Source organism: Streptomyces doebereineriae (genome assembly GCF_031845645.1).
Classification (GTDB): Bacteria; Actinomycetota; Actinomycetes; order Streptomycetales; family Streptomycetaceae; genus Streptomyces; species Streptomyces canus.
Genome location: NZ_JAVREZ010000029.1, coordinates 26041 through 52251, shown reverse-complemented (window position 1 = coordinate 52251; position 26211 = coordinate 26041). Strand labels below are relative to the sequence as shown.

Sequence of the window (26211 nt, the reverse complement as noted above, 5' to 3'; positions counted from 1 at the left end):
GTGGACAAGAAGAACGCCCTGCGCGCCGGCGCCCTGGTGGCCGGTACGACGCTGATGATGCTGCTCATGTCGTCCCCCGCCTCCGCGCTGGTCCGCGACGACGGTGACGACCCCGGCTCGGGCCTGAGCGTCATCGAGACGCTGGGCCTCTTCGTCGTGGCCCCGCTCGTGCTGTTCGCGGTCATCGCCGGCCTGGTGATGGTCCTGGACAAGTCCAAGGAAGAGCACCGGGTGACCACCCGCAACATCAAGACCAAGCCGGCCGGGGCCAAGGCCGGATCGAAGGCCTGACCAAGCCGTTCCCGGGGCGCCGACCCCGCCACACGTACGCGCCTCAGCCGTACGTGGGCGAGGCCGGCGCTCCGGTGCGTTCTCAGGGGCTCGGCGCCGTGAGGTACCGCTGCACCGTGGGCGCGAGCCACGCCACGATCTCACCGCGCGCCAGCGCCACGGTCGGTGGAAACCGCAGGACGTACCGGGTCAGTGCGAGCCCCAGCAACTGCGTGGCGGCCAGCGCGGCCCGCGCGGGGGCCTGTTCCGGGTCCGGACACACCCGCAGGGCGACCGGCATCACCTGCTCCCGGAAGATGCCCTGCATCCGCTCGGCCCCCGCCTGATTGGTCGCGCCGACCCGCAGCAGCGCGGTGAGCACCTCGTTCTCCTCCCACAGGTCGAGGAAGCGCGTCACGAGTGCGCGGCCGATGTCGTGCCGGGGCAGTGAGCCGGGCTCCGGCAGCTCCAGCTCGACGGAGACGGCCGCCGCGAACAGTCCCTCCTTGTTGCCGTAGTAGCGCATCACCATGGACGGATCGATGCTCGCGTCCTTGGCGATCGCGCGGATGGTGGCGCGCTCGTACCCGTCGGCGGCGAAACGTTCACGGGCCGCGGCGAGGATCGCGGTGCGGGTGGCGTCGGAGCGGCGACGCACGCTTGGGGAGCCGGAGTCTGCGCTGTTGCTGCCGTTCATGCCGGTGAGCCTAGGCCAACATCTGTTGGCCAACAAGTGTTGACGTCCGTTGGTAACGCCGCTACTTTCGTCAACGAGCGTTGGCAAACAAGCGTTGGCAACAGGAGGCCACCATGAACGGCACCCCCGTGATCGTCGTCGGCTCCGGCCCCACCGGCCTGCTCCTGGCCGGTGACCTGGCCACCGCCGGTGTCCCCGTCACCGTCGTCGAGAGGCGCCCGCACCAGATCAGCAACCTCTCCCGCGCCTTCGTCCTGCACGCCCGCACCCTCGAACAGCTCGACGCCCGGGCCCTGGCCGACGGCCTGGAGGCGCTCGGGCAGCGTCTGGACAAACTCCGCCTGTTCGGCCGCCTGACCATCGACCTCGACGACCTCCCCTCCCGTTTCAACCACCTCCTGGTCCTCCCGCAGTACGAGGTCGAGAAGGCCCTGGAGCGGCGGGCGGTGGAGGCGGGCGTCGACTTCCGGTACGAGACCGAGGTGACGGGCCTGTCCCAGGACGGGACCGGCGTGACGGTGGAGGTCAGGGGCCCGGACGGGTCCACGGAGTCCCTCCGCGCCGAGTACCTCGTGGGTGCCGACGGCATGCGCAGCGCCGTACGCGACGCGATCGGTCTGCCCTTCCCCGGCCACTCGGTGATCCGCTCGGTGGTCCTCGCGGACGTGCGCCTCGCCGAGCGGCCCGAGACCCTGCTCACCGTCAACGCCGTGGGTGATGCGTTCGCCTTCATCGCCCCCTTCGGCGACGGTTACCACCGGGTCATCGCCTGGAACCGCGCCCGCGACGTCCCCGACAGCGAGCCCCTCGACCTCGACGAGATCAAGGAGGTCACCCGGCTCGCCCTGGGCCGCGACTTCGGGATGCACGACGCCCGCTGGATGTCCCGCTTCCACAGCGACGAACGCCAGGCCCCCGCCTACCGGGTGGGCCGGGTCTTCCTGGCCGGCGACGCCGCCCACGTCCACACCCCGGCGGGCGGCCAGGGCATGAACACCGGCCTCCAGGACGCGGCGAACCTGAGCTGGAAGCTGGCCCAGGTGATGGGCGGCCACGCGGGCCCCGAACTCCTGGACACCTACCAGTCCGAACGCCACCCCGTCGGCAGGTCGGTCCTGCGCAGCAGCGGCGGCATCGTCCGTCTCGCGATGGCCAAGCGCCCCTGGGAACTGGCCCTGCGCGCCACCCTCACCACCGTCCTCGACCACGCCGCCCCGGCCCGCCGCCGCATGCTCGGTCGGCTCACCGGCATCGGCTACCGGTATGCGGCCCCCCGCGGCTCCCACCCCCTGACCGGCACCCGCGTCCCCGATGTGGCCTTCGCGGACGGCGGCCGCCTCCACGAGTCCCTGCGTGGCGGCCACTTCGTCCTGATCACCCCCGAGGGCCACGACGACCGGGGCGCCCACAAGGGCCGCCTCACGGTGGAGCGCTGGGCGAGCGAACGCCGCACGACTGTGCTGGTACGGCCTGACGGGTATGTGGGGTGGGCGGCGGAGGGCGCGGACGAAGCGGCCGTGCAGGCGGCGTTGGCCGCCCACGTGGGTGACTAGTGCTGCTGTGATCCCTGTGTGCCCGCGAGCAACTCCCGCAACAGGTCGGCCAGTTGGTCGGCCTGTTCGTCGTCGAGGGTGGACAGAACCTGCGTCTGGGCCGCCAGGCCCGCTCCCACCGCCTCGTCGACGACGGTCAACCCCTTCTCTGTCAGGGTCACTTGGAGGCCTCGGCGGTCGTGGGGGTCGGGGGAGCGGCGGAGGAGGGCGGCGCGTTCCAGTTTGTCGAGACGGCCCGTCATGCCGCCCGTGGTGAGCATCAGCGTCGAGGAGAGCTGGCGGGGGGAGAGGGCGTACGGCTCGCCGGCGCGGCGGAGGGTGGCGAGGACGTCGAATTCGCCGCGGGAGATGCCGTAGGGGGCGTACGCCTTCTCCGCGCGATCGCCCATGGTGCGGGAGAGGCGGTAGATCCGCCCGAAGACCTCCATGGCCCTGGTGTCGAGGTCGGGCCGCACGGCCGCCCATTGGTCGATGATCGCGTCGACGGCGTCCTTGCGCTGTGCACTCATGTGCCGAGTATCCGCAAGCTTCGGGTCGCCCGCAAGAAAGTTGCTTGCGGAAAAGTAGCTTAGGAGTAAGCTACTTTCTGCCAAACCAGTGATGAGGGGGACCCATGAGTACGCCGACCATGAACCGCACCGCCACCGTCCTCCTCACCGCCCTCGCCCCCGTCTCCTGGGGCACCACCTACGCCGTCACCACCGAGTTCCTCCCCGCCGACCGCCCCCTGTTCACCGGAATGATGCGCGCCCTGCCCGCCGGGCTGGTGCTGCTCGCCCTCGCCCGGGTGCTGCCGCGCGGGGTCTGGTGGGGGAAGGCGGCTGTGCTCGGGGCGTTGAACATCGGGGCCTTCTTCCCGTTGCTGTTCCTGTCGGCGTACCGGCTGCCGGGCGGGATGGCCGCGGTGGTCGGGTCGGTCGGGCCGCTGATCGTCGTCGGGCTGTCGGCGGTGCTGCTGGGACAGCGGCCCACGGCCAGGAGCGTGCTCACCGGACTCGTGGCCGCGTTCGGCGTCAGCCTGGTCGTGCTCAGGGCGGCCGGGGCCCTGGACGTCGTCGGCGTGGCGGCGGCGTTCACCTCCGCCGCCTCCATGTCCGCCGGCACCGTGCTGACCAAGCGCTGGGGCCGCCCCGACGGCGTGGGCCCGCTCGCCCTCACCGCCTGGCAGCTCACTGCCGGAGGCCTGCTCATCGCGCCCCTCGCCTTCCTCGTCGAGGGCGCCCCGCCCGCCCTCGACGGCCGTGCCGCCGGCGGCTACCTCTACCTCGCGCTGGCGAACACGGCGGTGGCGTACTGGCTCTGGTTCCGCGGCATCGGCCGTCTCACCGCCACCCAGGTCACCTTCCTCGGCCCGCTGTCCCCGCTGACCGCCGCGGTCGTCGGCTGGGCGGCGCTCGGGCAGACCCTGACACCGGTCCAACTGGCGGGCATGACGCTGGCCTTCGGCGCGACGGTGGCGGGACAGCTGGGGGTGCGGCCCGCGGTCGGCCGGTCGTTCGGCTCCGGTGAGAGCAATCGCCGAGAGGCTTCGGCAGATCTGACGAGTCCGGTGCTGAGGCGGACCTGACGGGTCCGGCGCCGCGATGGCAGGGGCGCGAGGGCGCTGGAAGCGCTGCGGGTGGCGCCGGAGGCGTTATAACGTCACCCCGATCCCGCGTTACGCAACTCCCGGAGGCGCACGTGGCCACAGACGTCTGTCCGGTGTGCGGGAAGCCGCTCGCCGCGCGAGCCGGGCGTACGGGCCGCGGCTCCGTGTACTGCTCCGCCGCCTGCAGGCAGAAGGCCTACCGGGAACGGCGGCAGCCGGAAGGCCTCACCGTGCAGGGACTCATCGACGACATCGGGCGGCAGGCCGGACGGCTGGTACCGCAGCCCGCCGACGCCCTCTACTCGACCGTCGCCGAACTGTCCGCGTCCGTCGCACAGTTGAGACGCGTGGCCCGTACCGCACGCGACACCACCCAGGACTCCGGGGATTCCGTCACACCCGCCCCCGTGACGCAACTCGCCGAAACCGACTTCGCCGCCCTCACCGAGCAGTACCGCCGTGAGATCCAGGTGCACTGCTACCGCATGACGGGGTCGTACGACGAGGCCGAGGACCTCGTGCAGGAGACCTTCCTGCGGGCCTGGCGGGCCCGGGGCGGGTTCCAGGGGCGGGCGAGTGCGCGGACCTGGCTGTACCGGATCGCCACCAACGCCTGTCTGGATCTTCTACGGCGGACCGCCCGCCGCCCGCAGCGCTATGAGCCGGTGCCGGGGATGAACCACGGAGCCGGGGAACCACCCGCCCGTATCACCTGGTTGCAGCCCTATCCCGATGACGAACTGCCGGTTGAAGAAGGGGAGTTGCCGGAGGCCTCCGCTGTCTCCCGGGAGACCCTGGAGCTCGTCCTCCTGGCCGCGATCCAGCATCTGCCCGCCCGGCAGCGGGCCGCCTTCATCCTGCGGGACGCGCTCGGACTGACCGCCGCGGAGACCGCCGAGGTCCTGGAGATGAGCGTGGCCTCGGTCAACAGCGCACTTCAGCGGGCCCGGCCGACCCTGCGCGCGCACCTGCCCCGGGAGCGTGCCGACTGGCGGCCCGTGGCCCCGACCGGAGAGCAACAGGCCGTGCTGGAGCGGTACATGGCTGCCGTAGAGCGTCTCGACCTCGACGCGATGGCCGCGCTGCTCGCCGACGACGTCGTCCTCACCATGCCGCCGAACCCGTTCTGGTTCACCGGCCGGGACGCGCTCGTCGACTTCGTGCGGGTCAGCCTCGACCCCGCCTCACCGGCCTTCCTGGGCCACTGGCGCAGCCTGCCCACCCGCGCCAACGGGCAGCTCGCGGTGGGGAATTACGTCCGCAGACCCGGGACCGGCGTCTACCGCGCCCAGGTCATGGACGTCCTGCGCTTCGACACGGCCGGCCCGGGCGACCGGATCGTGGAGATCACCTCCTTCGAGCCGCATCTCTTCCCCGCGTTCGGGCTTCCGCTGCGGCTGTGACCTCCCGACCGATGAGCATCCGCGCAGTCGTACGTCTGCATGAACGTCACGTACGAACCACTTCCGAGGAGCTCACCATGCTGCTGACCGACAAGACCGCGATCGTGTACGGCGCCGGCGGTTCCATCGGCGGGGCCGTTGCCCGCGCCTTCGCCGAGCAGGGCGCGAGGGTCCACCTCGTCGGCCGGACCCGGCAGACCCTGGAGGCCGTGGCCGCCGACATCAAGGACGCCGAGGTCGCCGTCGTGGACGCGCTGGACGAGGCGGCCGTGGAGGCACACGCCGAGCAGGTCGGGGACATCGACATCTCCATCAACCTCGTCACCCGCGGCGATGTGCAGGGCGCGCCGCTGGTCGACATGTCCGCCGAGGACTTCCTGCGGCCGGTCACCAACGGACTGCGCGCCAACTTCCTCACCGCCCGCGCCGCGGGACGCCGGATGGCCGCACGCGGTTCCGGTGTGATCCTCGCCCTCAACAGCGGTTCCGCGCACGGCAGTCCGATGATGGGCGGCACCGGGCCTGCGGACGGGGCGATCGACACGCTCGTGCGCAACCTCGCGATCGAGCTGGGGCCGAGCGGGGTGCGGGCGGTGGGCCTGTGGGTGGCCGGGGTGCCGGAGACGTTCACCGTCGAGAAGCTCGCCGCGGTCAACCCCGCCATCGACGAGAGCGCAGTCCAGGGCATCATCGACCACCTCGCCGGGATGCGCCTGACCCGCCGCAACCCCACCCTCGCCCAGGTCGCCGCCACCGCCGTGTTCCTCGCCTCCGACCACGCGGGCGGCATCACCGGCACGTTCGTCAACGCCACCGGCGGCATGGTCAGCGTCTGAGCCGGCGGCCCCGCCACCACGTGCGCAGCCACAGGACGTGCAGCCCGCCGAGCGCGACGACGACGGCGATCCCGTCCAGCCGGTCCCCAGCCGACCGTCCGGTGCCCGACTTGACCACCGCGCGGGCGAACAGCGTGAGGTCGGCGGGCAGGGTGACGGCCGCGAAGAACGCGAGACACAGCGCGGTGCCGACGACCAGCACCGCGCTGTAGACGCGTACGGCCCGCCGTTCGTGGGCGGGCAGTCCGAGGCTGGGGTCCAGATCGTCGGTACGGCGGCCCCGGCGCCGCAGCAGGCGCCGGGCCCGGTACCTCGTGTACGCCGCCCCGTCCCCGAACAGATCGCGGCAGCGCGTGAGGTCCTGGAGGACGAAGTACAGGTCCGTGCGCATGAAGACCATGAGCTGGAAGGGGAGCGGGAGCAGGGCGAGGAGGGCGACTGAGGCGAGGACACGGCGGGGTGTGCCGGTCGTGACGCCCGCGGCGAGGGCGGCCAGGGAGGCGGCCGTCAGGTTGGTCGCGATGCCGGCGAGGTAGGCGGTCAACCGGTGGCGGCGCGGGGCGAGTTCGATCCCGCTGATGTCCGTCTGCATCACCAGGAACTGCAGCCGGGTACCGAGCCGCATCCGCCCCGCCACACCGGTCGCGCGGGCGGTCACCAGATGGGCGAACTCGTGGAGCAGCAGCAGGCCCCAGCCGGCACCCGCGCCGAGGGCGACGACCGCGCTGCCGTGCGCACTCCACAGCAGCGTCCGGTAGTCGAGCGGCACCGGAGGCCGGGTGAGCAGGGTGACCGCGATCAGCAGGGCGACCGCCACGGGGACGGCGGGACTCAGCAACCAGCGCACATGACGGGGCCGTATCCACGCCAAGGTCGGTGTCGGCGGCGGCTCCTGGTCGATCACGCGGCCGTCGACCTCCGCCACGAACCCGAGTCCGAGCAGGGCCTCCACGAAGTCCGGTACGTCGACGTCGTCGCCGGTGCGGGCGCGGAGCCGCTCGCCGACCTCGGCCGGGGTCAGGCCCTCGCCGAGCAGGTCCAGGGCCTGCTTGCCCACCTCGGGCAGGGCGACGAAACGGCCGGTCGCCCTGCGGCCCACGATCCACTCGTCGCCGTCGGGGCGGGAGTCCAGCGCGTGCAGCCGTACCCGGTTCACGCGCGCTCCCCGCACGCCGGGCAGTCCAGGTGGCGGGGGGTGCGCTGGTGGACGGGGTCGCCGGGGAGCATGAGGTTCACGCCGAAGCGGAAGCCCGGCTCCATCGCGGGCACCCCGGTCAGCAGGGCGAGGGCGGCGTGCGCGAGCAGGGCTCCCGAGAGCCCGGCGGTGACGGCACTCGCCGGGTTCCACGGCATCCGCGGCGAGGCGACCTCCGGGTCCTGTCCCGGCCCGAGCCGCAGATCCCGCCGGGCGATCTCCCCGTCCCGCAGACACTCCCAGCAGGCCCCCTGCCCGGGCACGTACACCCCCGCGGTCACGAGAGGCCCCCGGTAACCGGCGTCGACCCACGGCAACCCGGCTGCCAGACAGGCCCGGTTGGTCCACTGCCGGATCGCGTCCGGGCGGTCGGCGGCGAGGACGAGGAGGTCGTAGGGGGACGGCGGGAGGGCAGGGGCGGGCGTCGACGAGGAGAGCGCTCGCCCGGCCCCTTCGGCGGTCTCGGCCGGCGGGCCGGCGGGTCCAGGGGTTCCGTCGGGTTTGTGGTGCTCCGCGCCGGTCGCGCCCCAACCGGCGGCACTCACCGATGGTGGCCCGCCCGGGGGTCGCCCCGCCTGTCGTGACCCGGCCACCAGCGCCGCCAGCTCCTCCGGCCGGGCCACCTCCCTCCGCTCCCCGGTCACCGTCACGTCCGAGTTCAGTGCCCGCAGGGTCGCCACCGCCGCCTCCACCTTCGGCCGGCCGAGGTCGGACTCGCGGTACAGGGGCTGGCGGTTGAGGTTGGAGAGCTCGACCGCGTCCGGGTCGACGCAGTGGACGTGTCCCACCCCGGAGGCGACCAGGGCCTGGGCCGCGTGGCCGCCGGTGCCGCCGACACCGATCAGGAGGACGCGGGCCTCGCGCAGGCGGAGCTGGGCGTCCCAGGGGCTGGTGCGGGGGGCGAGGTCCATCCAGCGGAGGAGGGGGACGCCACGGCTGTAGCGGTCCTCCTCGCGGGGCGGCACCGGCACCGACGCCCGGGCGTCGTCCACGAAACCGGCGGCCAGCAGGTCGGCCATCGCCTGGCGGGCGTCCTCGCCGGGCAGATCCGGGTGGGTGCGCAGGACCTCGGCGACCACCTCCGACGGCCCTCGCGAGCCGTCCATCGCCTCGACCAGCGTCCACACCCAGCCCTGCGGATCCGCGATCTCCGCGCCGATGCCGTGGATCACGCTGCCGACGCGGACGTTGCCGTCGACCGTGCGGTAGGCGCGGTGCTCGGGCTTGATCCGGGGCCGCCCGAACGCCTCGACCGTCACCGCCTCCGTCACTGGGGCCCCTCTCCATCACACATACACCTTCTTGACACTCTGGCCCCACCGGCACAGCCTTGACAAGAGCGGTCAGCGATCGCTTCGGGAAGGTCAAATCCCGTACGAGAGCGAGGAGTTGATATGCCGGAAGTGATCGTGGTCCGCCCCTTGGAGAAGGAGGAGACCACGGGGGACAGTGGCGGCAACGGCGGCAGCTGAGAGGAGTTCACATGCCTGTCAAGATCGTGATTCGCCCGCTGGACAAGAAAGAGACCACTGGGGACAGTAATTCCCAGGGTGCTTGATCGGATCACCAGCGTTCGGAGGACCGGCGTGCGGACTTCGCTCTATCCGGCAGTCGACGAACTGGAGCGAAGGGCCCGTGCGCTGGTCCGCGCCGCCCCCGGCCTGTTGCGGCTGGGCCAGGTCGGGGAGAGCCGGGCGGGGCGCCCGCTGTGGCTGCTGTCCGCCGGACACGGCGACCGCCACATCCTCTCCGTCGCCGGCGCCCACGCCAACGAACCGGTGGGCGGGGCCTCGGCGTTGCGGCTCGCCGCCCTGTTCGCCCGCCGGCCCGGCCTGCTCGAACCCCTCGGCTGCACCTGGCACTTCCTGCTCTGCCTCGACCCCGACGGGGCGCACCTCGCGCACGGCTGGCAGCCGGAGGAGCCGGAGCCGTCACTGACGGAATGTCACCGGTACTTCTACCGGCCCGCGTTCGCCCGCCAGCCGGAGTCCCTGCCCATGCCTCCCGGTAAGCCGCTCCCCGAGTCGGCCGCCCTGGTCCGGCTCCTCGACGAGCTGCGGCCGGTCGCCCAGTTCACCCTGCACGGCATCGAGTTCGGCGGCGCCTTCGTGATGATGACCCGGGAGGTACCGGGGGCCGCGGACGACTTCCGGCAAACGGCGGCGCGGCTGCGCGTCCCCGTCGACCGCCACCCCGTCGACGGTCCCGACTGGCGGCTCGACCCGCCCGGCGTCCTGGTGCTGCCCGACGGCCACGGCGAGGGCGAACGCGACCCGAGCGGGTTCGTCGCCGAGAGCACCTGGTTCCATCCCCGCCGCCACGGCACCCTGACCACCCTGATCGAGACCCCCGCCTGGGCCGTGCCCTCGGTGAGCGACGTCCGGCCCGTCACCGACCCGGACCGCGAGATCGCGCGGCTGAGCGAGGTGCTGCTGGGCCGGAGCCGGGAGCTCACGGCGGTGCTCGGGACACGGCTCGAAGCGGCCGTACCGGAGGATCTCGCGCCGCTGCGGGACGCCGCGCGGGAACTCCTCGACGTGGCGCCGTCGATCGTGGCGAGCTGGGCCGCGGAGCCACCGGGGCGGTTCCAAGGCCACTTCGCGACCCGGGGCATCTCGGCCCGCCGTATCCCGCTCAGGGTGGCGGCGATGGCGAGCCGCGCCCTGGCCCGTACCGACCCCCGGGCCGCCGAGATCCTCGACGACCTGGTGCGCGAGTGGAGCCGGGAACTGGAGAAGACGTACGACCTGCGGTGGATGCCGGTTGCCGTGCAGACCGGACTGCATGTGCGGACGATGCTCACCACGGCCCGGCTGGTGTGCGGGGGAAGCTGAGCACGGCCGGGTCGCGCGTGCGGACGATGCTGAGCACGGCCGGGTCGCGCGTGCGGACGATGCTGAGCATCGCCCGGCTGGTGTGTGCGGGAGGCGGATGACCGGGGCCACCCGCCTCCCGCCGCGTCCTACTGCCCGGCCTGCGCGTCCGCGGCCTGGGCCTTCAGCGCCCGCTCCACGCCCGCGCGGGACTCGGAGACGAGCCGCCGCAGGGCCGCGTTGGGCTCGGCCGAGGCCAGCCAGGCGTCCGTCCTGTCCAGGGTCTCCTGGGAGACCTGGAGCGACGGGTAGAGGCCGACCGCGATCTGCTGGGCGATCTCGTGCGAGCGGGACTCCCAGATGTCCTTGACCACCTCGAAGTACTTGTCCGTGTACGGCGCGAGCAGCTCACGCTGATCGGTCTGTACGAAGCCTCCGATGACGGCCTCCTGGACGGCGTTGGGCAGCTTGTCGGACTCGACGACCTGGGCCCAGGCCTCCGACTTCGCCTCCTCGGTCGGCCGCGAGGCACGGGCGGTCGCCGCGTGCCGCTCGCCTGCCGCCGTCTTGTCCCGCTCGTACTCGCCGGCGATCTCCGACTCGTCGTAGCGGCCCACGGCGGCCAGCCGCTGGACGAACGCCCAGCGCAGCTCGGTGTCGACGGCCAGGCCCTCGACGACCTGCGATCCGCCGAGCAGCCCCTCCAGGAGGTCCAGCTGCTCCGGCGTACGGGCCGTGGCCGCGAACGCCCGCGCCCACGCCAGCTGGTGGTCGCTGCCCGCCGCCGCGGACCGCAGGTGGGCCAGCGTGGCGTCGGTCCAGCGGGTCAGCAGGGCCTCACGGGAGGTGGGGGCGGCGTACAGCTCGATCGCCAGCTTCACCTGCCGGTGCAGCGACTGCACGACACCGATGTCGGACTCCTTGCCGATACCGGAGAGGACCAGGGAGAGGTAGTCGCGGGTCGCGAGCTCCGCGTCCCTCGTCATGTCCCACGCCGACGCCCAGCACAGCGCGCGCGGCAGCGAGGACTCGAAGTCGCCGAGGTGCTCGGTCACGAAGGCCAGCGACTGGTCGTCGAGCCGGACCTTGGCGTACGACAGGTCGTCGTCGTTGAGGAGCACGACCGCCGGACGGCGCTTGCCGACCAGCTGCGGTACGGCCGTCAGCTCGCCGTCGACGTCCAGCTCGACGCGCTCGTCACGGACCAGCTTGCCGCTGTCGTCGTCGAGTTCGTACAGGCCGACGGCGATCCGGTGCGGACGGAGAGTGGGCTGACCCTGGGCGCCCGCGGGCAGGGCCGGGGCCTCCTGACGGATCGCGAACGAGGTGATGACACCGTCCGCGTCCGTCTCGATCTCCGGGCGCAGGATGTTGATGCCGGCCGTCTGCAGCCACTTCTGCGACCAGGTGCCCAGGTCACGCCCGGAGGTCTCCTCCAGCGCGCCCAGCAGGTCGGACAGGCGGGTGTTGCCGAACGCGTGGCGCTTGAAGTACGCCTGCACGCCGCCGAAGAACTCGTCCATGCCGACGTAGGCGACGAGCTGCTTGAGGACGCTCGCGCCCTTGGCGTACGTGATGCCGTCGAAGTTGACCAGCACGTCGTCCAGGTCGCGGATCTCGGCCATGATCGGGTGCGTGGACGGCAGCTGGTCCTGGCGGTACGCCCACGTCTTCATGGAGTTGGCGAAGGTGGTCCAGGAGTGCGGCCACCGGCTGTCCGGGGCGTACGCCTGGCAGGCGATGGAGGTGTAGGTGGCGAACGACTCGTTCAGCCACAGGTCGTTCCACCACTCCATGGTGACCAGGTCGCCGAACCACATGTGGGCCAGCTCGTGGAGGATGGTCTCGGCGCGCATCTCGTACGCGGCGTCGGTCACCTTGGACCGGAAGACGTACTGGTCGCGGATGGTCACCGCGCCGGCGTTCTCCATCGCGCCCGCGTTGAACTCCGGCACGAACAGCTGGTCGTACTTCTTGAACGGGTACGCGTAGTCGAACTTCTCCTGGAACCACTCGAAGCCCTGCCGGGTCACCTCGAAGATGGCGTCCGAGTCGAGGTGTTCGGCCAGCGAGGGGCGGCAGTAGATACCGAGGGGGACGGACTGGCCGTCCTTCTCGTACACGCTGTGCACGGAGTGGTACGGGCCGACGATCAGGGCCGTGATGTACGACGAGATCCGCGGGGTCGGCTCGAAGACCCAGACGTCGTCCTTCGGCTCCGGTGTCGGGGAGTTGGAGACGACGGTCCAGCCGGTCGGCGCCTTCACGGTGAACTGGAAGGTGGCCTTCAGGTCCGGCTGCTCGAAGGAGGCGAAGACGCGGCGGGCGTCCGGCACCTCGAACTGGGTGTACAGATAGGCCTGCTGGTCGACCGGGTCGACGAAGCGGTGCAGGCCCTCACCGGTGTTGGTGTACGCGGCGTCGGCGACGACCCGCAGGATGTTGCGTCCCTCCAGCAGGCCCGGCAGGGCGATACGGGAGTCCGCGAAGACCTCCGCCGGGTCGAGGGCGTCCCCGTTCAGCGTCACCTCGTGGACCGTGGGAGCCACCAGGTCGATGAAGGACTCGGCGCCGTTCTCGGTGACGTCGAAGCGCACCGTCGTCACGGACCGGTAGGTACCGCCCTCCTGCGCGCCGGAGAGGTCGAGATCGATCTCGTAGGACTCGACGCTGAGCAGCGTCGCCCGCTGCCGAGCTTCGTCGCGAGTCAGGTTTGTGCCAGGCACGCGGTCATCTCCTCGTTATGTCTAGGTTCGGCGGTTCGGTCATCCTTCCATGTGACGCGCGTCGCCGGGAGCCGCCGCCCACCCCGAACACCAGGTCCGTATTCCGCCGGTCGTCCGCGCGTGCCTCCGCCAGCCTGGTCCCATGACGACCTACACCGCGCGCCCCGTCGAACCGCGGGTCCTCAAGGAGCTCCGCACCGCCGACGACGCCGGCCGCCCCCCGGCCCCGTTCACCGACGACGAGGGCGGGGCGCCCCTGCGCTGCTGTCTGCGCCGCAGCGAACCCGGCGAGCGGATCGCCCTCGTCTCCTACGCCCCTCTGCGCCGCTGGGCGGCCGAGACCGGGGCGCGTCCGGGGGCGTACGACGAGCAGGGTCCCGTCTTCCTGCACGCCGAGGAGTGCGCGGGGCCGGCGGCCGGGCACGGCTACCCCTTCGCCGACGCGCACCGGACCGTCCGCCGCTACTCCGCCGACGGGCACATCCTGGGCGGCCGGCTGGTGGAGACCGTCGGCGACGACGCCTTTCGAAACGCGTTCGACGACCCGTCCGTGGCGCTCGTCCACGTCCGGGCCGTCGAGTACGGCTGTTTCCTCTACGAGGTGCGCAGGCCCAGCGCCTAGCCCTTGAGCTCCGCCGCCACCAGCTCCGCGATCTGGACCGCGTTCAACGCGGCGCCCTTGCGGAGGTTGTCGTTGGAGATGAAGAGAGCGAGACCGTGCTCGACCGTCTCGTCGCGGCGGATGCGGCCGACGAAGGAGGCATCCTGGCCGGCGGCCTGGAGGGGGGTCGGGATGTCGGAGAGGGTCACGCCGGGGGCGCCCGCCAGGAGCTCCGTCGCGCGCTCCGGGGTGATCGGGCGGGCGAAGCGGGCGTTGACCTGGAGGGAGTGGCCGGAGAAGACCGGGACCCGCACGCAGGTGCCGGAGACCTTCAGCTCGGGGAGCTCCAGGATCTTGCGGGACTCGTTGCGGAGCTTCTGCTCCTCGTCCGTCTCGTTCAGGCCGTCCTCGACGAGGTTGCCCGCGAAGGGCAGGACGTTGAAGGCGATGGGGCGCTTGTAGACCTGCGGCTCGGGGAAGTCGACCGCCCCGCCGTCGTGGGTCAGCTTGTCCGCGTCGGCGGCGACCTTCTGCACCTGGCCGTGCAGCTCCGCCACACCCGCGAGGCCCGAGCCGGACACCGCCTGGTAGGTCGTGGCGATCAGCGTCTGCAGGCCCGCCTCCGTGTCCAGCACCTTCAGGACCGGCATCGCGGCCATGGTGGTGCAGTTCGGGTTGGCGATGATCCCCTTGGGGCGGTCCGCGATCGCGTGCGGGTTCACCTCGGAGACGACCAGCGGGACCTCGGGGTCCTTGCGCCAGGCCGAGGAGTTGTCGATCACTACCGCGCCCTGCGAGGCGACCTTCTCGGCCAGCGCCTTCGAGGTCGAGCCGCCCGCCGAGAACAGCACGATGTCCAGGCCGGTGTAGTCGGCCGTCGCCGCGTCCTCCACCGTCACGCCGTCCAGGACCGACCCCGCCGAGCGCGCGGAGGCGAACAGGCGCAGCTCCGTGACCGGGAAGTCGCGCTCCTTGAGGATCCCGCGCATGACCGTGCCGACCTGTCCGGTGGCTCCGACGATTCCGACCCTCACGGCGACTCCCTATCTCTTCACACTTGACCGAGGCTTTTCCATCATGCGGCCGACCCGGGTCTCCCTGTCCAATTCTTTGCGCTCCATGCCCGAGGAATGGACTGCTGGACGGTGTGACGTACACCTCTCAGCGATTTTCCTCGGGATCCGGCGAACGTTTCCGTGCTCTGCGGCGTCGTAGAGGAAACGCGGTGAGGGGGTGGCTTGTGCTGCGCAGAAAGGCACGCCGGGTCCAAGAAGGGGACGATCCCCTGGACGCGGCGCAGGAACGCCGGGTGCGGGCCGTGCTCGCCCTGGGCGGGGTGCCGCAGGCGGACCTGCCGGACGGGGTGCAGCAGGTCCGCCTGCGGTTGCTGGAGCGGGCGGCGAAGGGGTACGAGGCGCCACGGGACGTGTCCGCGTGGGCCGCGGTCGTCGCCTCCAACCTCGCCATGGACTGGCACCGGGCCAAGAAGCGCCAGGAGCGGCTGGGGGAGCGGCTGGCCTCACTGCGCCAGCACGAGCACCCCTCCGGGGAGGACACCAGCGTGCTGTCCCTCGCCGTCGCGCAGGGCCTGGACGAGCTGCCCGACCAGCAGCGCCAGGTCCTCGTGCTGCGGTTCTTCGCCGACCTGCCGGTGCGCTCGATCGCCCAGGAACTGGGCGTCCCGGAGGGCACGGTCAAAAGCCGCCTGCACACGGCGGTCCGGGCCCTGCGCGCCCGACTGCACGAGGACGAGGTGGTGTGAGATGACCGCGGAACACGACGGTCTCGATGCCCTGATGGCCGCCATCACCGACGAACCGCTGCCCAGGAGCGCCGCCGCAGACCCGGCCTTTCTCGCCGAGCACCGCTCGGCCCAGGACGATGTCGCCCTCCTGCGCGAGCAGCTGCGGATCATCGGCGAGACCCTGACGGAGGCCGCACCGGCCGCGAAACCCGTTCCCCCACGACCCTCCCGGGCCCGGCACCGCGCCCGCACCTTCGCCTTCGGCACCCTCGCGGTGGCCGCCGTCGCGAGTGTGGTCACAGGCCTCGGCTGGCTCCTCGGGCACGGCGGTGCGGACAACCTGAGCTCGGCCGACTCGGGCTCCTCCAAGGCAGAGTCCGGCGTCCGCTTCGGCAGCCCGTCCTACCTGGCCTGTGCCGCCACCGTCGCCGAGGGCGAGGTCACCGTCGTCAAGGAGCTCCCCACCACCGGGGAACTCCAGGTCACCGTGCATGTCACCCGCTATTACAAGCCGACCCGCGGAGTGACCAACCTCACCTATGTGATCAGCGAGTACGACCTTCCCGAACCCCTGGCCAAGGGCGCCCGCGTCCTGTTCGGCGTGCCCCAGGGCTCGCCGGGCCCCGACCACTGGGTGGTCGGGGAGCAGGAGATCGCCCGGGAGCGGGCCTGGATCACGGCCTCGCTCCCCGAGGCGCGCACGGTTACCTGCGAATGAGCGAGTGAACGTTGTGAGGGACTTGCGCGTCTGAGGAGGGACCCATTCGGTGGGAACCGGAACAGGACCCTTGGGAGGCGGCTGACATGGTGATACGTGATCGGTCTGAACGTACGGGAGAGACATCCGGCCCTGCGGGCGCCGCGGTGAGGTCGCGGAAGTGGACATGGAAGGTGGCCGCCGGCGCAGCCGTCCTGCTCGGGGGTCTGACGGCCGGGATCCTGCTGATCCCGGCGGACGACGAGGGCGACGGCACAGGATCCGGCGGTTCCGTGAGCTTGAGCGCAGAGGGTGTTGTTGCCTGCTCCACGTCCATCGCAGAGGGCCGCGTGGCAAAGGTTGAGCAACTGGCCGGCGGCAAGCGTTTCCGTGTCCTGCTGACCGTCGAACGCACCTACAAGCCGACCGATGAAGCCCGGCAACGGCTGACTTTTACGACGGAGGAGCCGGACGCCGAGGCGTACTACCGGGCGGGCGTTCGGATGCTGGTCCTGGTTCCGTCCCATGAGAACGAGGCCCCGAGCACCTACCGGGAGGGGGACCCTCCGCCGAACGCATCGGCCGAATCGAAGGACAGACTTCAATGGGGGCGTGCCTGGGTGCAGAAAGCGCTCCCGGCTGCCAAGGGTATTGAATGCTCCGGGAAAGGCTGAACGGGGAATTCGGATCAATGAATTCCGCTTGACCTGAACATGTCATCCCTTTGGCCAGAACGTTACTGTCACCCCTGGGTTCAATCGGGCAAGATCAATCCGGTCGAGCAAGATTAAATCACCTGGGGGAACGGTGAAATCTGTGCGAAGGAAAATGGCCTTGGCGTCCGTTTCGGCCATGGCGTTCGCCATAACATTCACGGGCTCAACTCCCGCGTCGGCGCACTTTCTCGGGAAAGACTCCGTCGATGACCGTGAAATTCGCTGGGAGGACGAGACCCGGTACGACGACGCCCGCAAGCACGCTATCAACGCGTGGGACAACAGTTCGCTCAAGAGGGTCAACATCGCGCCGGACGCCTGGAACACGGTCGCCGACCTGGAGTGGCGCGACTCGAACCGTAGTGACGTGGACTGGGACGGCTTGTGGAAGCCGCGCTCGGGTGCAGACGCGATCTACCTCAACGTCCGTTACTTGAAGGACTACGGCAAGACGAAGCGGCGCGGCGTGGCGGCCCACGAACTGGGCCACGCGCTCGGCCTCGCGCACAGCTATCGCGGCCAGCTCATGGTCAACAACACACCCGACCGCGGCTCACTGACCACGCCGCAGTCGCACGACAAGGCCGACTACCACACGCTCTGGGGGTAAGCAGGATGCACAAGAAATACCTTTTTCTTGGTGTGGGGCTGGCGCTGGGTGCGGTGATGTCCTGGGGCGGCGTCCAGGCTTCCGCCGAAGACCGACCGAAATTCTCCGTGGAATACGCGCACGCGAGCACCATCGGGGACTTCAGCCAGGACGAGAGTCTCGTTGGATTTGCCGATTTCGTATTCCATGGAACGGTGGTCACGAAGAAGGGCACCACGGAGATCGACGGTTTTCCGGAGACTCAGTGGGCTGTAAAGGTGAATGAGGTGTTCGAGGGTACGCTGCAAGTCGGTTCGACCACGGTCGTGAACCAGACGGGTGGCTATGACGAGGACACCAACAGCCTCACCCTTATGGAAGGCGACCTGCCCCTGGAGGTCGGCGAGAATTACGTCTTCGCCACCCGTCGCATGAGCGACCGGGCCTGGTACACCATGGTGCCGGTCTACGGCGCCCGGCCGGTCGGAAGCACGACGCAGCCGTTCCCGGATGCGGAGGACATGGACGGCGACGGTACCAGCACGGTGGGCGACTACTGGGATCAGATGGTGCGCGACCAGGTCGAGCCGGACATCGGGCCCGGTGCTGACCCGGACCCGACGGATGAGCCCAGCGAGCAGCCGTCGGACGTGCCGACCGGGGAACCGGAGCCGACGGACCCCGCCGACTGATGCCGAGCGTGGACACATGAGTAAGGGGCGGGCGCCCGACAGGCGCCCGCCCCTTGTCGCCGTACGGAGAAGTGTTACGGCGTGACCTTCTCGATCTTCACGTTGCCGACGCCCGCGACCGTGCCGCGCGCGTTGACGAGGCTGACCTGGCCGAAGAACTCACGGCCCTCCGGCGCGGCCGCCAGGGCGGTGACGCTGCCGGAGACGGTCGTCGAGGCGCCCGTGGCGAGCTTGACCGGCGCGTCGGAGACGGTGACGGTGCCCAGGGTGCTGGAGAAGAACACGTCCTGGTAGTCGTACGCCGTGGAGCCGGCCGGGACCGAGTAACCGATGACCTCGATGGTGTAGGTGCCGGCGGCCGGGGTGGCCACCGAGACGGCCTCCTCCGAGTCGCCGTCGGAGGAGTGGCCTACCTCGGTGCCGGACGCGTCATACACGAACAGGTCCAGGTCGGCGGAGACGTCGGAGACGTTGCCGATGGCGACGTCGAGCGACTTCGCGCCCGCGGGCACCTCGACCGTGGTGGTCTGGGTGGCGCCCTCGGCGATGGTCGGACGGGCCGTCTTGGACGAGCCGAGCGGGCCGCCGGCCAGCTTGCCGTCGATCGCGGCGAGCGTGTTGGTCACCTTCCAGGAGGCGGTGGCCGGGGTGCCGACCTTGGCCTCGGGGACGGTCACGGTCTCCGGGTCGAAGAGCGCGCCGTAGACGGCGACGTCCAGCTTGTACGGGTTGTCGAGCAGCGGCGAGGTGCGGCGCGACTCGACCTCGATCTCCCAGACACCGGCCTGCGGGTCCGCGTACGAACGCGCGTCGGGCTTGCAGCCGTTGCCGTCGAGGTAGTTGTTGTAGCAGTACGGGGTGCCGGTGTTGTCGACCGGGACGCCGTAGGGGTGGATGGCGATGAACCGGGTCTGGCTCTTGTCCTTCAGCCCGCCGATCGCGACCTCGAGGGACTTGGCGCCCGCGGGGACGGTCACGAAGTACGACTGGGTGCTGTTGCGCTGCACGGTGTTCGACGCGGTGTAGGTGTACTTCACCGGCGCCGAGACGACGACCGTGGTGAGGACCTGCTGGTCGATGCCCTCGGTCTTCGGGTCGTCGACGACCAGGATCGCGCTCTTGAGACCCGCGGACTTCGGCTGGGCCTGGACCTTGACGGTCACCGGCTGGTTCAGCGGGAGCCTGATGTCGCCCTTGCCGAGGATCCGGAAGGTGTCACCGGCGTTGTTGTGGAAGTGCAGATCGTGGCGGATCGCCTTGTCCGAGCCGGACGTACGGGTGATGGTGACGTCGTACGTCTTCTTCTGGCCGGCCTTCAGACCGCCCTCGCGGTCGTAGAGACCGGTGCCGTAGCCCGGGGTCTTCAGGAGCTGGTCGATCGCGGTGTCGACCGGGGCCTTGACGGTGTAGTCGTGGGCGGTGGCGCCGTCCTTGATGGCGTCCCAGGCGTCCACGATGTCGATGAGGCCCGCGCCCTCCTCGTACGCCTGCACACCCTTGATGTGGTCGGCGGTCGAGGTCAGGGCGGTGCGCAGGGTGGCGGGCGTCAGCGCGAGGTGCTTCTGCTTGGCGGCGCTCAGCAGCAGCGCGGACGCGCCCGTGGCCTGCGGGGAGGCCATCGAGGTGCCCTGGAGCATCGAGTAGCCGGCCGGCAGCGTGTAGCCCGACTCGGCGACCGGGGAGCCCGGCAGCCAGGTCTGCGTGGTGTTGATGGCAGCGCCCGGGGCGGACAGGGTCGGCGTGAAGCCGCCGTCCTCACGCGGACCGCGCGAGGAGAACGGCATCATCGCGTACTTCTTCTCCACGGCCGAGCCGTAGTTGGCGGCCCAGGTCGCCTTGGAGATGGTCGCGCCGACCGAGATGACCTTGTCGGCCAGGCCCGGGTCGCCGATGGTGTTGGCACCGGGGCCGGAGTTGCCCGCGGAGATCACCAGCTGGACGCCGTAGGTGTCGATGAGGCGCGTGTAGAGCTCGGCGCGCGCGTTGTTGCCGTCGTTGAGAGCCGGCAGGCCGCCGATCGACATGTTGACGATGTCGACACCGCGGTTGACGACGAGGTCGATCATGCCCTCGGTCAGCGCCACGTTGGTGCAGCCGCCGGTCCAGGTGCAGGCACGGGAGGAGACGAGCTTCGCACCCGGGGCCGCACCGTTCATCCGGCCGCCGAACAGGCCGTTGGCGGCGGTGATGCCGGCGACGTGGGTGCCGTGCTCGGACTCGATGACGCCGATGTTGACGTAGTCGGCCTTGTTGCCGGCGGCGTCGAAGACGACGTCCTTGCGGATCTCGACGACGAACGGCTGGCGCTCGGCCACGTCGGTCGACGGGTCGTCGGTGCCGAAGTACCCGACCTGGTAGCCGTCCTTGTACGGCTTCATCGGCGTGTCGTCGGCGAAGTTCTGGTTGTTGTTCAGGTCGACCCGGACGGTCCCGGCGGCCTTGTCGTACAGCACGCCCCAGGTGTCGGTGGTGTCCCCGTCGCGGTTCGCGTCGCCCTTGGCGTCGCCGCCCGTGGTCGCGGCCTCGCGGAACAGGTTGACCTGGTACGACCCGGCGGGCGCCGTCCAGGTACGGCCGTCGAAGGTGAAGCTCGGACCGGAGGCCGCGGTGGTCATGCGCCGCCAGGTGGCGTCACCGTCGGAGACCGGGTCGGTCGCCGTCACCCAGTCGACGATCTTCCGCTCACCGGTGGTGGTCTTCTGCAGCGCCGGGTGGCCGAGGTCAACGCCGGAGTCCAGGATGCCGATCGTGACGCCGCGGCCGTCCGCCTTCGGGTGGTCCTCCACGAAGTCGACGGCGCCCGTCTCGAAGGACGGGTTGTACGGGTTCTCGGCGGGGGTCTTCGCGCTCGGCGCCGGGTAGGTCTTCGTGGCCTTGCTCGCGGCGCCCTTCGCGGTGTCGGCGCTCGGCGTCGGGTCGTCCAGCGGGATGTCCTGCTTGACGTCGATGCCGTGCACGGAGGAGAGCTTCGCGGCGGCGGCGATGGCCGAGTCCGCCTTCGCGGTGGGGACGGTCGCCCGGACGTAACCGAGCTTGTCGTACGTGACGCCCACCAGGCCGCCCTTGACCGCGTCCAGCTCGTCGGCGACCTGCTCGGTCTTCCCGGGGGCGGTGGCGACCATCAGCGTGATGTTCTTGGCGCCGTCGGCCTTGGCCTCGGCGAGTGCGTCGGCGTCGTCCGAACCGAGCTTCTCGTCGGCGGACTTGAGGCCCGGGTCGGAGGCGGCGGGGGCGTCCGCGGCGGCGGAGAAGGCCATGGGTATCGGCCCCGCCGCGGAGAGCGCGGCGACCAGACCGGCGGCCACCGCTATGCGCGCCACACGTCTCGCGCCCGATATCGGAGCCTGCTGGGGGGTGAGGGTCATCGGCATCCCTTGTAGGTAAAGGAACGAGCGGGTTGGTGACCGGGACCGATCGGTCCTGGTCACAGTGATCCGGAAGAAGACCCCGGATGACCGCACAGCTTTACGCATGGGAAGGATATTTAGGGAGAGTTGACCGAATCGATATGGGTGTATGGGGAAAACCCGCGATGCCCTTTGTGGACATCGGTGAAGAGGCGTGCCAAAGCGGGCAATTCGTCATACGGGCCCTTTGGTCAGCCTTTTCAAGCGTCCTTGGTGCGCGCGTAATGCCGGGACGCCTTCGCGCGGTTGCCGCAGGTCGCCATCGAGCACCAGCGCCGGGTGCCGTTCCTCGACGTGTCGAGGAAGTGGAGTACGCACGCGTCGTGGGCGCATGACCGGATCCGGTCCGGCGCGGCGCCGAGCAGTTCCAGGTAGTTGCGCGCGGCGAGCCAGGCGGGGCCCCAGTCGGGGTCGCTCAACTCGGGTCGCTCGATGGGCCCTTGAGGGGTGAGCGCGACCCGGACCCGCCCGTGCTCCAGCACGGCGTCGACCAGGGGCGCCCCCTTCTCCAGTGACCCGTCCACCGCTGTGCGCAGGGCCTCCCGGGCCTGCTGGAGGTGCCGCAGCGTCCTGCTGTCGGGGACGTAACCGCCGCTGAGTCCGGTCGAGTCGAGCCACACCGCGAGCCCGTCGACGTCCGTGAGGAGGTCCTGGAGGGTTCCCTCGCTCATCCATCGCGTGTTGAGCAGGTCGAGCGCGAGCGGCTCGCCGGTGAGCGGGCGGGGGTCGCGGGTGGCGGGCATGGGTGGGGCTCCCTTCCGTACTAACCGGTCAAGAGTACGTGACTGGTTGCATCCGTCGCTCCTAACCCTTAAAGTCATCCACAAGGGTTAAACAAGCGAGTCATCCAAGCTGAAGGGGACAGCCGTGACCTTGCGCACCGGCCACATCGGCCTGAACGTCACCGACCTCGACCGATCGCTCGCCTTCTACCGGGATGTCCTCGGCTTCACGCCACTCGCCGAGGGCAAGGAAGAAGGCCGCCGTTACGCCTTCCTCGGCGACAGGGAGAACCTCGTCCTCACCCTCTGGCAGCAGGCCGAGCAGCCGTACGCCGCCGAGCGCGCGGGCCTGCACCACCTCGCCCTGGAAGCGGACACGATCGAGAAGGTGAGGGAGTACGAGGAGGCGCTGCGGGCGTACGGGGTGGACTTCGCCTACGAGGGCGTGGTCGCCCACCGCGAGGGGGCGGGGTCGGGCGGCATCTTCTTCCACGACCCCGACGGCACCCGCCTGGAGATCTCCGTGCCGAGCGGCGCCGAGGAGGCCCCGGCTCCCTCCGGGGCGGCTCCGACCTGCGGGTTCTTCTAGCCATGGGGGTCTATCACGCGGGCTCGCGGGCCGTGCAGGACCGAGTGGGCGTGCGCGAGCAGGCGGATCACGTGGGCCGCTCGGTCGGCCAGGGCATCCGGGAGGTCGCCGCGGCCTTCCTGGAGCTCCAGCCGCTGCTGGTCGCCGGCGCCGCGGACCCCTCGACGGGCCGGGTCTGGGCGTCAGCGCTCACCGGGGCACCGGGCTTCGTCCGGGCGACGGGCCCGCGGCGGATCTCCGTCACCGGCGGCTGGTCCCCGGCCGACCCCCTCGCCACCGCCTTCGCCACGCCCGGCACACCCGTCGGCACGATCGCCCTCGACCCCCGCACCCGTCGCCGTATGCGTCTGAACGGCCGACTCGGGCCCACCGCACGGGGGTTCGCGATCGAGGCCGACCAGGTGTTCTCGAACTGCCCGAAGTACCTGCAGAGGAGGACGTCGTACGAGGTCGTGGCCGACCGGCGCCGAGGCGCTGCCCGGCTCGGCGGTGAACTCACCTCCGGTCAGGCCGAGTTCGTGTCGGCGGCCGACACCTTCTTCATGGCCTCCGGGCACGAGGGCGGAGCCGACGTCAGCCACCGGGGCGGCAACCCCGGTTTCGTGCGCGTCGATTCACCGGGCGAGCTCAGCTGGCGCGACTACCCGGGCAACTCGATGTTCCTGACCCTCGGCAACCTCGCCGCCGATCCCCGGGCGGGCCTGCTGTTCCTCGACTGGACGACCGGCACGGTCCTCCAGCTGACCGGTGAGGCGAGCACCGAGTTCGGCGAGGACCGCAGGGTCCGCTTCACCGTACGGGAGACCGTCGAGACCCCATCGGCGCTCCCCCTGCGCTGGTCCGCGCCCGAATACTCACCGGCCAATCCGGACCCGGCGCACTAACTTCCTCCTATGCGCAAGACGTTGAGGGTGGCGGCCTACGCCATATGCGTCCGCGACGGACAGATCCTGCTCGCCCGCTGGATCGACGGCGACCGGCGGGAATGGACGCTGCCGGGCGGCGGCATGGACCACGGTGAGGACCCCCACGACACCGTCCTGCGGGAGGTGGACGAGGAGACGGGCTACCGCGTCGAGGTCACCGGCCTGCTCGGGGTGCGGTCCGTGCGATTCCCGTCCCGGCGCCGCTTCGGCCGCACGGCCGACCGGCACCACGTGGGGCTCATGTACGAGGCCCGAGTCACCGACGGCGAACTGCGGTACGAGGTCGGCGGCTCCACGGACATGGCCCAGTGGCACGATCTCGACGCGGTACCCGGGCTGAACCGGGTGCCGCTGGTCGACTTCGGCCTGCGGCTGTGGCGGGAGCGGCCGGTGGCCGGGCGGCCCGGGGAATAGGTGTCGTACCCCGGAAGATGAACACGGAGTGACCGCCCCCGGGCCGTTCGACGAGCGCTCCCGAACGCGCAGGGTGGCCCAAGATCCACGTACGGTGATCGGCGTTGCGCGTTGCCGTCTCGTTCACGCACAGGTCATTCCCGGTGCCAAGCATCCAGAGCGAGCGGGAAATTCGCGACAGCGGCTCCCGCGACCACTGCCGACGCAGTTCGCACTCGGGGAGATCGCGCCATGTCGCGCATACGCTCTGTCGCCAGCACCACGCCGGCGGTCCACCGCCGTACCGTCCTCGCCGCCGCGGGCGCGGCCGCCGTCTCCGCGGGCGTCGGCTACGCCCTGCGGCCCACCGACAGCCAGGCCGCGACGACCGCCGGCCCCGCCGAGGCGCCGGTGGCCCAGCCCGTGCACAAGGCCGCGCCGGTCGCGGCCCCCCTCGCCCCGTACACCCGCGGCACCACCGTCGCCTCCATCGCCGCCCCGCGCACGAGCTCCGGCTACCGGCGCCTCGGCGACGGCGTCGGCTGGAGCCGCAAGGTGCGTTCCGACCTCGCCGCCCCGAAGGCCGGGCGGGCCGGCCGCCGTACCCCGCTGGCCGCGTTCGTGCAGCTCACCGACCTGCATCTGATGGACAGCCAGCACCCGATCCGCCTGGAGTACCTGCGCTCGACCGACGTGCACGCCTGGCGGCCCCAGGAGGCGCTGACCGTGCCGGGCGCGATCTCGCTCGTCGAGCGGATCAACGCCCTGCGGGGCGCCCCCGCCACCGGCGCCCCGCTCCAGTTCGCCATGACGACCGGCGACAACACGGACAACAACTCCCGCACCGAGCTGGACTGGTTCCTCACCGTCATGAGCGGCGGCCGCGTCACCCCCAACTCCGGGGACCCGCGCCACTACGAGGGCGTCCAGAACAGCGGCCTGGGGCAGTACTGGCAGCCCGACTCGAGCACCCGCGACGCCGACAAGCAACTCGGCTTCCCGCACCTGACGGGCTATCTGGCCGCCGCGATCCGGGAGCTCAACAGCCCCGGCCTCAACATCCCCTGGTACTCCACGGTCGGCAACCACGACAGCCTGCCGCTGGGCTGCTTCGGCCACGGCGACTCCTGGCTCGCCGAGTACGCCGTCGGCGGCAAGAAGCTCATGTCGCTGCCCGCGTCCGAGTCGAAGAAGCTCCAGAACATGCTCAGGAAGGGCAACGACCCTCAGGGCCACGCCTTCCGCGACCTGCTCAAGGCGCACGCCCGGAACATGCGCTCGATCACCCCCGACGAGCGGCGCGCCCCCTACACCGCCCGCGACTACCTCACGGCCCACCTCGACCCCGCGCACCGGGGCGTGGGCCCGGTCGGCCACGGCTACTCCACCGCCAACCTCGACGAGGGCACCCAGTACTACAGCTTCCGCATCGCCGACGACGTCATCGGCGTCAGCCTCGACACCACCGACCCGGGCGGTCACTTCCAGGGGTCCGTCGGCACCAGGCAGCTGCGGTGGCTGGACCGGACGCTGCGGGAGAACAAGGACTCCTACGTCGTCGTCTTCAGTCACCACACCAGCGACTCGATGGACAACACCCGCCCCGACCCGGCCCACCCGGGCGAGCGCCGCCACAACGGCCAGGAGGTCATCGCCCTCCTCACCGGCCACAGCAACGTCCTGGCCTGGGTCAACGGGCACATCCACCGCAATGAGATCACCGCCCACTCGGCGCCCGGTGGCCGTTCCTTCTGGGAGATCTCCACCGCCTCCCACATCGACTTCCCACACCTCGCCCGGGTCATCGAGCTGGCCGACAACAAGGACGGCACCATCTCGGTCTTCACCACCCTGGTCGAGTCCGCGGCCCCCCACCGCACCGACTTCGCCGACCTCTCCCAGACCGGTCTCGCGGCCCTGTACCGCGAACTGGCCTACAACGCCCCCGGTTCCAGCAGCACGCTCGGCGGCGGCCCGGGGGACCGGAACACGGAGCTGGTGTTGAAGAAGGGCTGAAAACGGATCAACTCTCCTGATCGGCATCAACCTTCCCC

The 26211-nt window shown here is 70.9% G+C and carries 24 protein-coding genes; 16 read left to right on the top strand and 8 right to left on the bottom strand.

The window, feature by feature from the left end:
* Positions 1-291 (top strand): hypothetical protein, encoded by a 291-nt coding sequence (locus RNB18_RS46505; RefSeq protein WP_311720221.1) that lies wholly within the window; start codon positions 1-3, stop codon positions 289-291.
* Between the two features lie 82 nt (positions 292-373).
* Here RNB18_RS46505 and RNB18_RS46500 read toward each other — a convergent pair whose 3' ends face one another.
* Positions 374-967, bottom strand: a complete 594-nt coding sequence (locus RNB18_RS46500) for a TetR/AcrR family transcriptional regulator (protein ID WP_311720220.1) — start codon at positions 965-967, stop codon at positions 374-376.
* Between the two features lie 113 nt (positions 968-1080).
* Between RNB18_RS46500 and RNB18_RS46495 the strand changes: the two genes are divergently transcribed.
* Complete coding sequence (locus RNB18_RS46495; protein ID WP_311720219.1) at positions 1081-2520, top strand: FAD-dependent monooxygenase; 1440 nt, start codon at positions 1081-1083, stop codon at positions 2518-2520.
* Here the strand turns inward: RNB18_RS46495 and RNB18_RS46490 are convergent.
* Entirely contained in the window at positions 2517-3029 is a 513-nt protein-coding gene (locus RNB18_RS46490) for a MarR family winged helix-turn-helix transcriptional regulator (RefSeq protein WP_311720218.1), read from the bottom strand. The two genes, RNB18_RS46495 and RNB18_RS46490, sit on opposite strands and share 4 nt — an antisense overlap.
* Positions 3030-3133: 104 nt before the next feature.
* Here RNB18_RS46490 and RNB18_RS46485 point away from each other — a divergent pair, with 104 nt between their 5' ends.
* The 3 genes from RNB18_RS46485 (at position 3134) to RNB18_RS46475 (ending at position 6347) form a co-directional block, all read left to right on the top strand.
* Positions 3134-4087 (top strand): EamA family transporter, encoded by a 954-nt coding sequence (locus RNB18_RS46485; protein WP_311720217.1) that lies wholly within the window; start codon positions 3134-3136, stop codon positions 4085-4087.
* Positions 4088-4200: 113 nt separating this feature from the next.
* The gene (locus tag RNB18_RS46480; protein ID WP_311720216.1) at positions 4201-5511 is read left to right on the top strand and encodes a sigma-70 family RNA polymerase sigma factor; all 1311 of its coding nucleotides are present in this window, start codon (positions 4201-4203) and stop codon (positions 5509-5511) included.
* A gap of 77 nt (positions 5512-5588) precedes the next feature.
* The gene (locus RNB18_RS46475) at positions 5589-6347 is read left to right on the top strand and encodes an SDR family NAD(P)-dependent oxidoreductase (protein ID WP_311720215.1); all 759 of its coding nucleotides are present in this window, start codon (positions 5589-5591) and stop codon (positions 6345-6347) included.
* Here RNB18_RS46475 and RNB18_RS46470 read toward each other — a convergent pair.
* Positions 6337-7503, bottom strand: coding sequence for a hypothetical protein (locus tag RNB18_RS46470; protein WP_311720214.1), 1167 nt, complete (start codon positions 7501-7503; stop codon positions 6337-6339). The genes RNB18_RS46475 and RNB18_RS46470 overlap by 11 nt on opposite strands.
* Entirely contained in the window at positions 7500-8813 is a 1314-nt protein-coding gene (locus tag RNB18_RS46465; RefSeq protein WP_311720213.1) for a ThiF family adenylyltransferase, read from the bottom strand. The genes RNB18_RS46470 and RNB18_RS46465 overlap by 4 nt, the downstream gene beginning before the upstream one ends.
* Positions 8814-9128: 315 nt before the next feature.
* Between RNB18_RS46465 and RNB18_RS46460 the strand changes: the two genes are divergently transcribed.
* On the top strand, positions 9129-10376 hold the full coding sequence (locus RNB18_RS46460) for a M14 family zinc carboxypeptidase (protein WP_311720212.1): 1248 nt from the start codon (positions 9129-9131) through the stop codon (positions 10374-10376).
* Between the two features lie 128 nt (positions 10377-10504).
* On the opposite strand, the gene pepN is transcribed toward RNB18_RS46460, so the two are convergent.
* Complete coding sequence (gene pepN, locus RNB18_RS46455) at positions 10505-13081, bottom strand: aminopeptidase N (protein ID WP_311720211.1); 2577 nt, start codon at positions 13079-13081, stop codon at positions 10505-10507.
* 142 nt (positions 13082-13223) lie between these two features.
* Here pepN and RNB18_RS46450 point away from each other — a divergent pair, with 142 nt between their 5' ends.
* On the top strand, positions 13224-13703 hold the full coding sequence (locus tag RNB18_RS46450; RefSeq protein WP_311720210.1) for a DUF1203 domain-containing protein: 480 nt from the start codon (positions 13224-13226) through the stop codon (positions 13701-13703).
* On the opposite strand, the gene RNB18_RS46445 is transcribed toward RNB18_RS46450, so the two are convergent.
* A complete protein-coding gene (locus RNB18_RS46445) occupies positions 13700-14716 on the bottom strand; it encodes an aspartate-semialdehyde dehydrogenase (RefSeq protein WP_266382924.1) in 1017 nt (338 codons plus the stop codon). The two genes, RNB18_RS46450 and RNB18_RS46445, sit on opposite strands and share 4 nt — an antisense overlap.
* A gap of 206 nt (positions 14717-14922) precedes the next feature.
* On the opposite strand from RNB18_RS46445, the gene RNB18_RS46440 reads away from it, so the two are divergent.
* The 5 genes from RNB18_RS46440 to RNB18_RS46420 all read left to right on the top strand — a co-directional run bounded on the left by RNB18_RS46440 (position 14923) and on the right by RNB18_RS46420 (position 18120).
* Positions 14923-15444 (top strand): sigma-70 family RNA polymerase sigma factor, encoded by a 522-nt coding sequence (locus tag RNB18_RS46440; RefSeq protein ID WP_057609511.1) that lies wholly within the window; start codon positions 14923-14925, stop codon positions 15442-15444.
* Between the two features lies 1 nt (position 15445).
* The gene (locus RNB18_RS46435; protein WP_311720209.1) at positions 15446-16144 is read left to right on the top strand and encodes a hypothetical protein; all 699 of its coding nucleotides are present in this window, start codon (positions 15446-15448) and stop codon (positions 16142-16144) included.
* Between the two features lie 173 nt (positions 16145-16317).
* Positions 16318-16797 (top strand): hypothetical protein, encoded by a 480-nt coding sequence (locus RNB18_RS46430; RefSeq protein ID WP_311720208.1) that lies wholly within the window; start codon positions 16318-16320, stop codon positions 16795-16797.
* A gap of 178 nt (positions 16798-16975) precedes the next feature.
* Positions 16976-17449 carry a matrixin family metalloprotease gene (locus RNB18_RS46425; RefSeq protein ID WP_311720207.1) on the top strand — a complete coding sequence of 158 codons (474 nt, stop codon included), beginning with the start codon at positions 16976-16978 and terminating at the stop codon, positions 17447-17449.
* 5 nt (positions 17450-17454) lie between these two features.
* Positions 17455-18120 carry a hypothetical protein gene (locus RNB18_RS46420; protein WP_311720206.1) on the top strand — a complete coding sequence of 222 codons (666 nt, stop codon included), beginning with the start codon at positions 17455-17457 and terminating at the stop codon, positions 18118-18120.
* A gap of 74 nt (positions 18121-18194) precedes the next feature.
* Here RNB18_RS46420 and RNB18_RS46415 read toward each other — a convergent pair whose 3' ends face one another.
* On the bottom strand, positions 18195-21485 hold the full coding sequence (locus tag RNB18_RS46415) for a S8 family serine peptidase (RefSeq protein WP_311720205.1): 3291 nt from the start codon (positions 21483-21485) through the stop codon (positions 18195-18197).
* Between the two features lie 242 nt (positions 21486-21727).
* The gene (locus RNB18_RS46410) at positions 21728-22270 is read right to left on the bottom strand and encodes a CGNR zinc finger domain-containing protein (RefSeq protein WP_311720204.1); all 543 of its coding nucleotides are present in this window, start codon (positions 22268-22270) and stop codon (positions 21728-21730) included.
* Positions 22271-22394: 124 nt separating this feature from the next.
* Between RNB18_RS46410 and RNB18_RS46405 the strand changes: the two genes are divergently transcribed.
* The 4 genes from RNB18_RS46405 to RNB18_RS46390 all read left to right on the top strand — a co-directional run bounded on the left by RNB18_RS46405 (position 22395) and on the right by RNB18_RS46390 (position 26173).
* Positions 22395-22838, top strand: a complete 444-nt coding sequence (locus RNB18_RS46405; protein WP_311720203.1) for a VOC family protein — start codon at positions 22395-22397, stop codon at positions 22836-22838.
* A gap of 2 nt (positions 22839-22840) precedes the next feature.
* Positions 22841-23722: a pyridoxamine 5'-phosphate oxidase family protein gene (locus RNB18_RS46400; RefSeq protein ID WP_311720202.1), complete on the top strand. Its 882-nt coding sequence runs from the start codon at positions 22841-22843 to the stop codon at positions 23720-23722.
* Between the two features lie 9 nt (positions 23723-23731).
* Positions 23732-24178, top strand: coding sequence for an NUDIX hydrolase (locus RNB18_RS46395; protein WP_311720201.1), 447 nt, complete (start codon positions 23732-23734; stop codon positions 24176-24178).
* A gap of 231 nt (positions 24179-24409) precedes the next feature.
* Entirely contained in the window at positions 24410-26173 is a 1764-nt protein-coding gene (locus RNB18_RS46390; protein WP_311720200.1) for a TIGR03767 family metallophosphoesterase, read from the top strand.
* Positions 26174-26211: the final 38 nt, after the last annotated feature.

Coding starts and splice junctions, on each gene's coding strand:
- RNB18_RS46500 (WP_311720220.1), bottom strand. CDS start 967: ATGAACGGCAGCAACAGCGCAGACTCCGGCTCCCCAAGCGTGCGTCGC.
- RNB18_RS46495 (WP_311720219.1), top strand. CDS start 1,081: ATGAACGGCACCCCCGTGATCGTCGTCGGCTCCGGCCCCACCGGCCTG.
- RNB18_RS46490 (WP_311720218.1), bottom strand. CDS start 3,029: ATGAGTGCACAGCGCAAGGACGCCGTCGACGCGATCATCGACCAATGG.
- RNB18_RS46485 (WP_311720217.1), top strand. CDS start 3,134: ATGAGTACGCCGACCATGAACCGCACCGCCACCGTCCTCCTCACCGCC.
- RNB18_RS46475 (WP_311720215.1), top strand. CDS start 5,589: ATGCTGCTGACCGACAAGACCGCGATCGTGTACGGCGCCGGCGGTTCC.
- RNB18_RS46450 (WP_311720210.1), top strand. CDS start 13,224: ATGACGACCTACACCGCGCGCCCCGTCGAACCGCGGGTCCTCAAGGAG.
- RNB18_RS46435 (WP_311720209.1), top strand. CDS start 15,446: ATGACCGCGGAACACGACGGTCTCGATGCCCTGATGGCCGCCATCACC.
- RNB18_RS46425 (WP_311720207.1), top strand. CDS start 16,976: ATGGCGTTCGCCATAACATTCACGGGCTCAACTCCCGCGTCGGCGCAC.
- RNB18_RS46420 (WP_311720206.1), top strand. CDS start 17,455: ATGCACAAGAAATACCTTTTTCTTGGTGTGGGGCTGGCGCTGGGTGCG.
- RNB18_RS46415 (WP_311720205.1), bottom strand. CDS start 21,485: ATGACCCTCACCCCCCAGCAGGCTCCGATATCGGGCGCGAGACGTGTG.
- RNB18_RS46410 (WP_311720204.1), bottom strand. CDS start 22,270: ATGCCCGCCACCCGCGACCCCCGCCCGCTCACCGGCGAGCCGCTCGCG.
- RNB18_RS46400 (WP_311720202.1), top strand. CDS start 22,841: ATGGGGGTCTATCACGCGGGCTCGCGGGCCGTGCAGGACCGAGTGGGC.
- RNB18_RS46395 (WP_311720201.1), top strand. CDS start 23,732: ATGCGCAAGACGTTGAGGGTGGCGGCCTACGCCATATGCGTCCGCGAC.
- RNB18_RS46390 (WP_311720200.1), top strand. CDS start 24,410: ATGTCGCGCATACGCTCTGTCGCCAGCACCACGCCGGCGGTCCACCGC.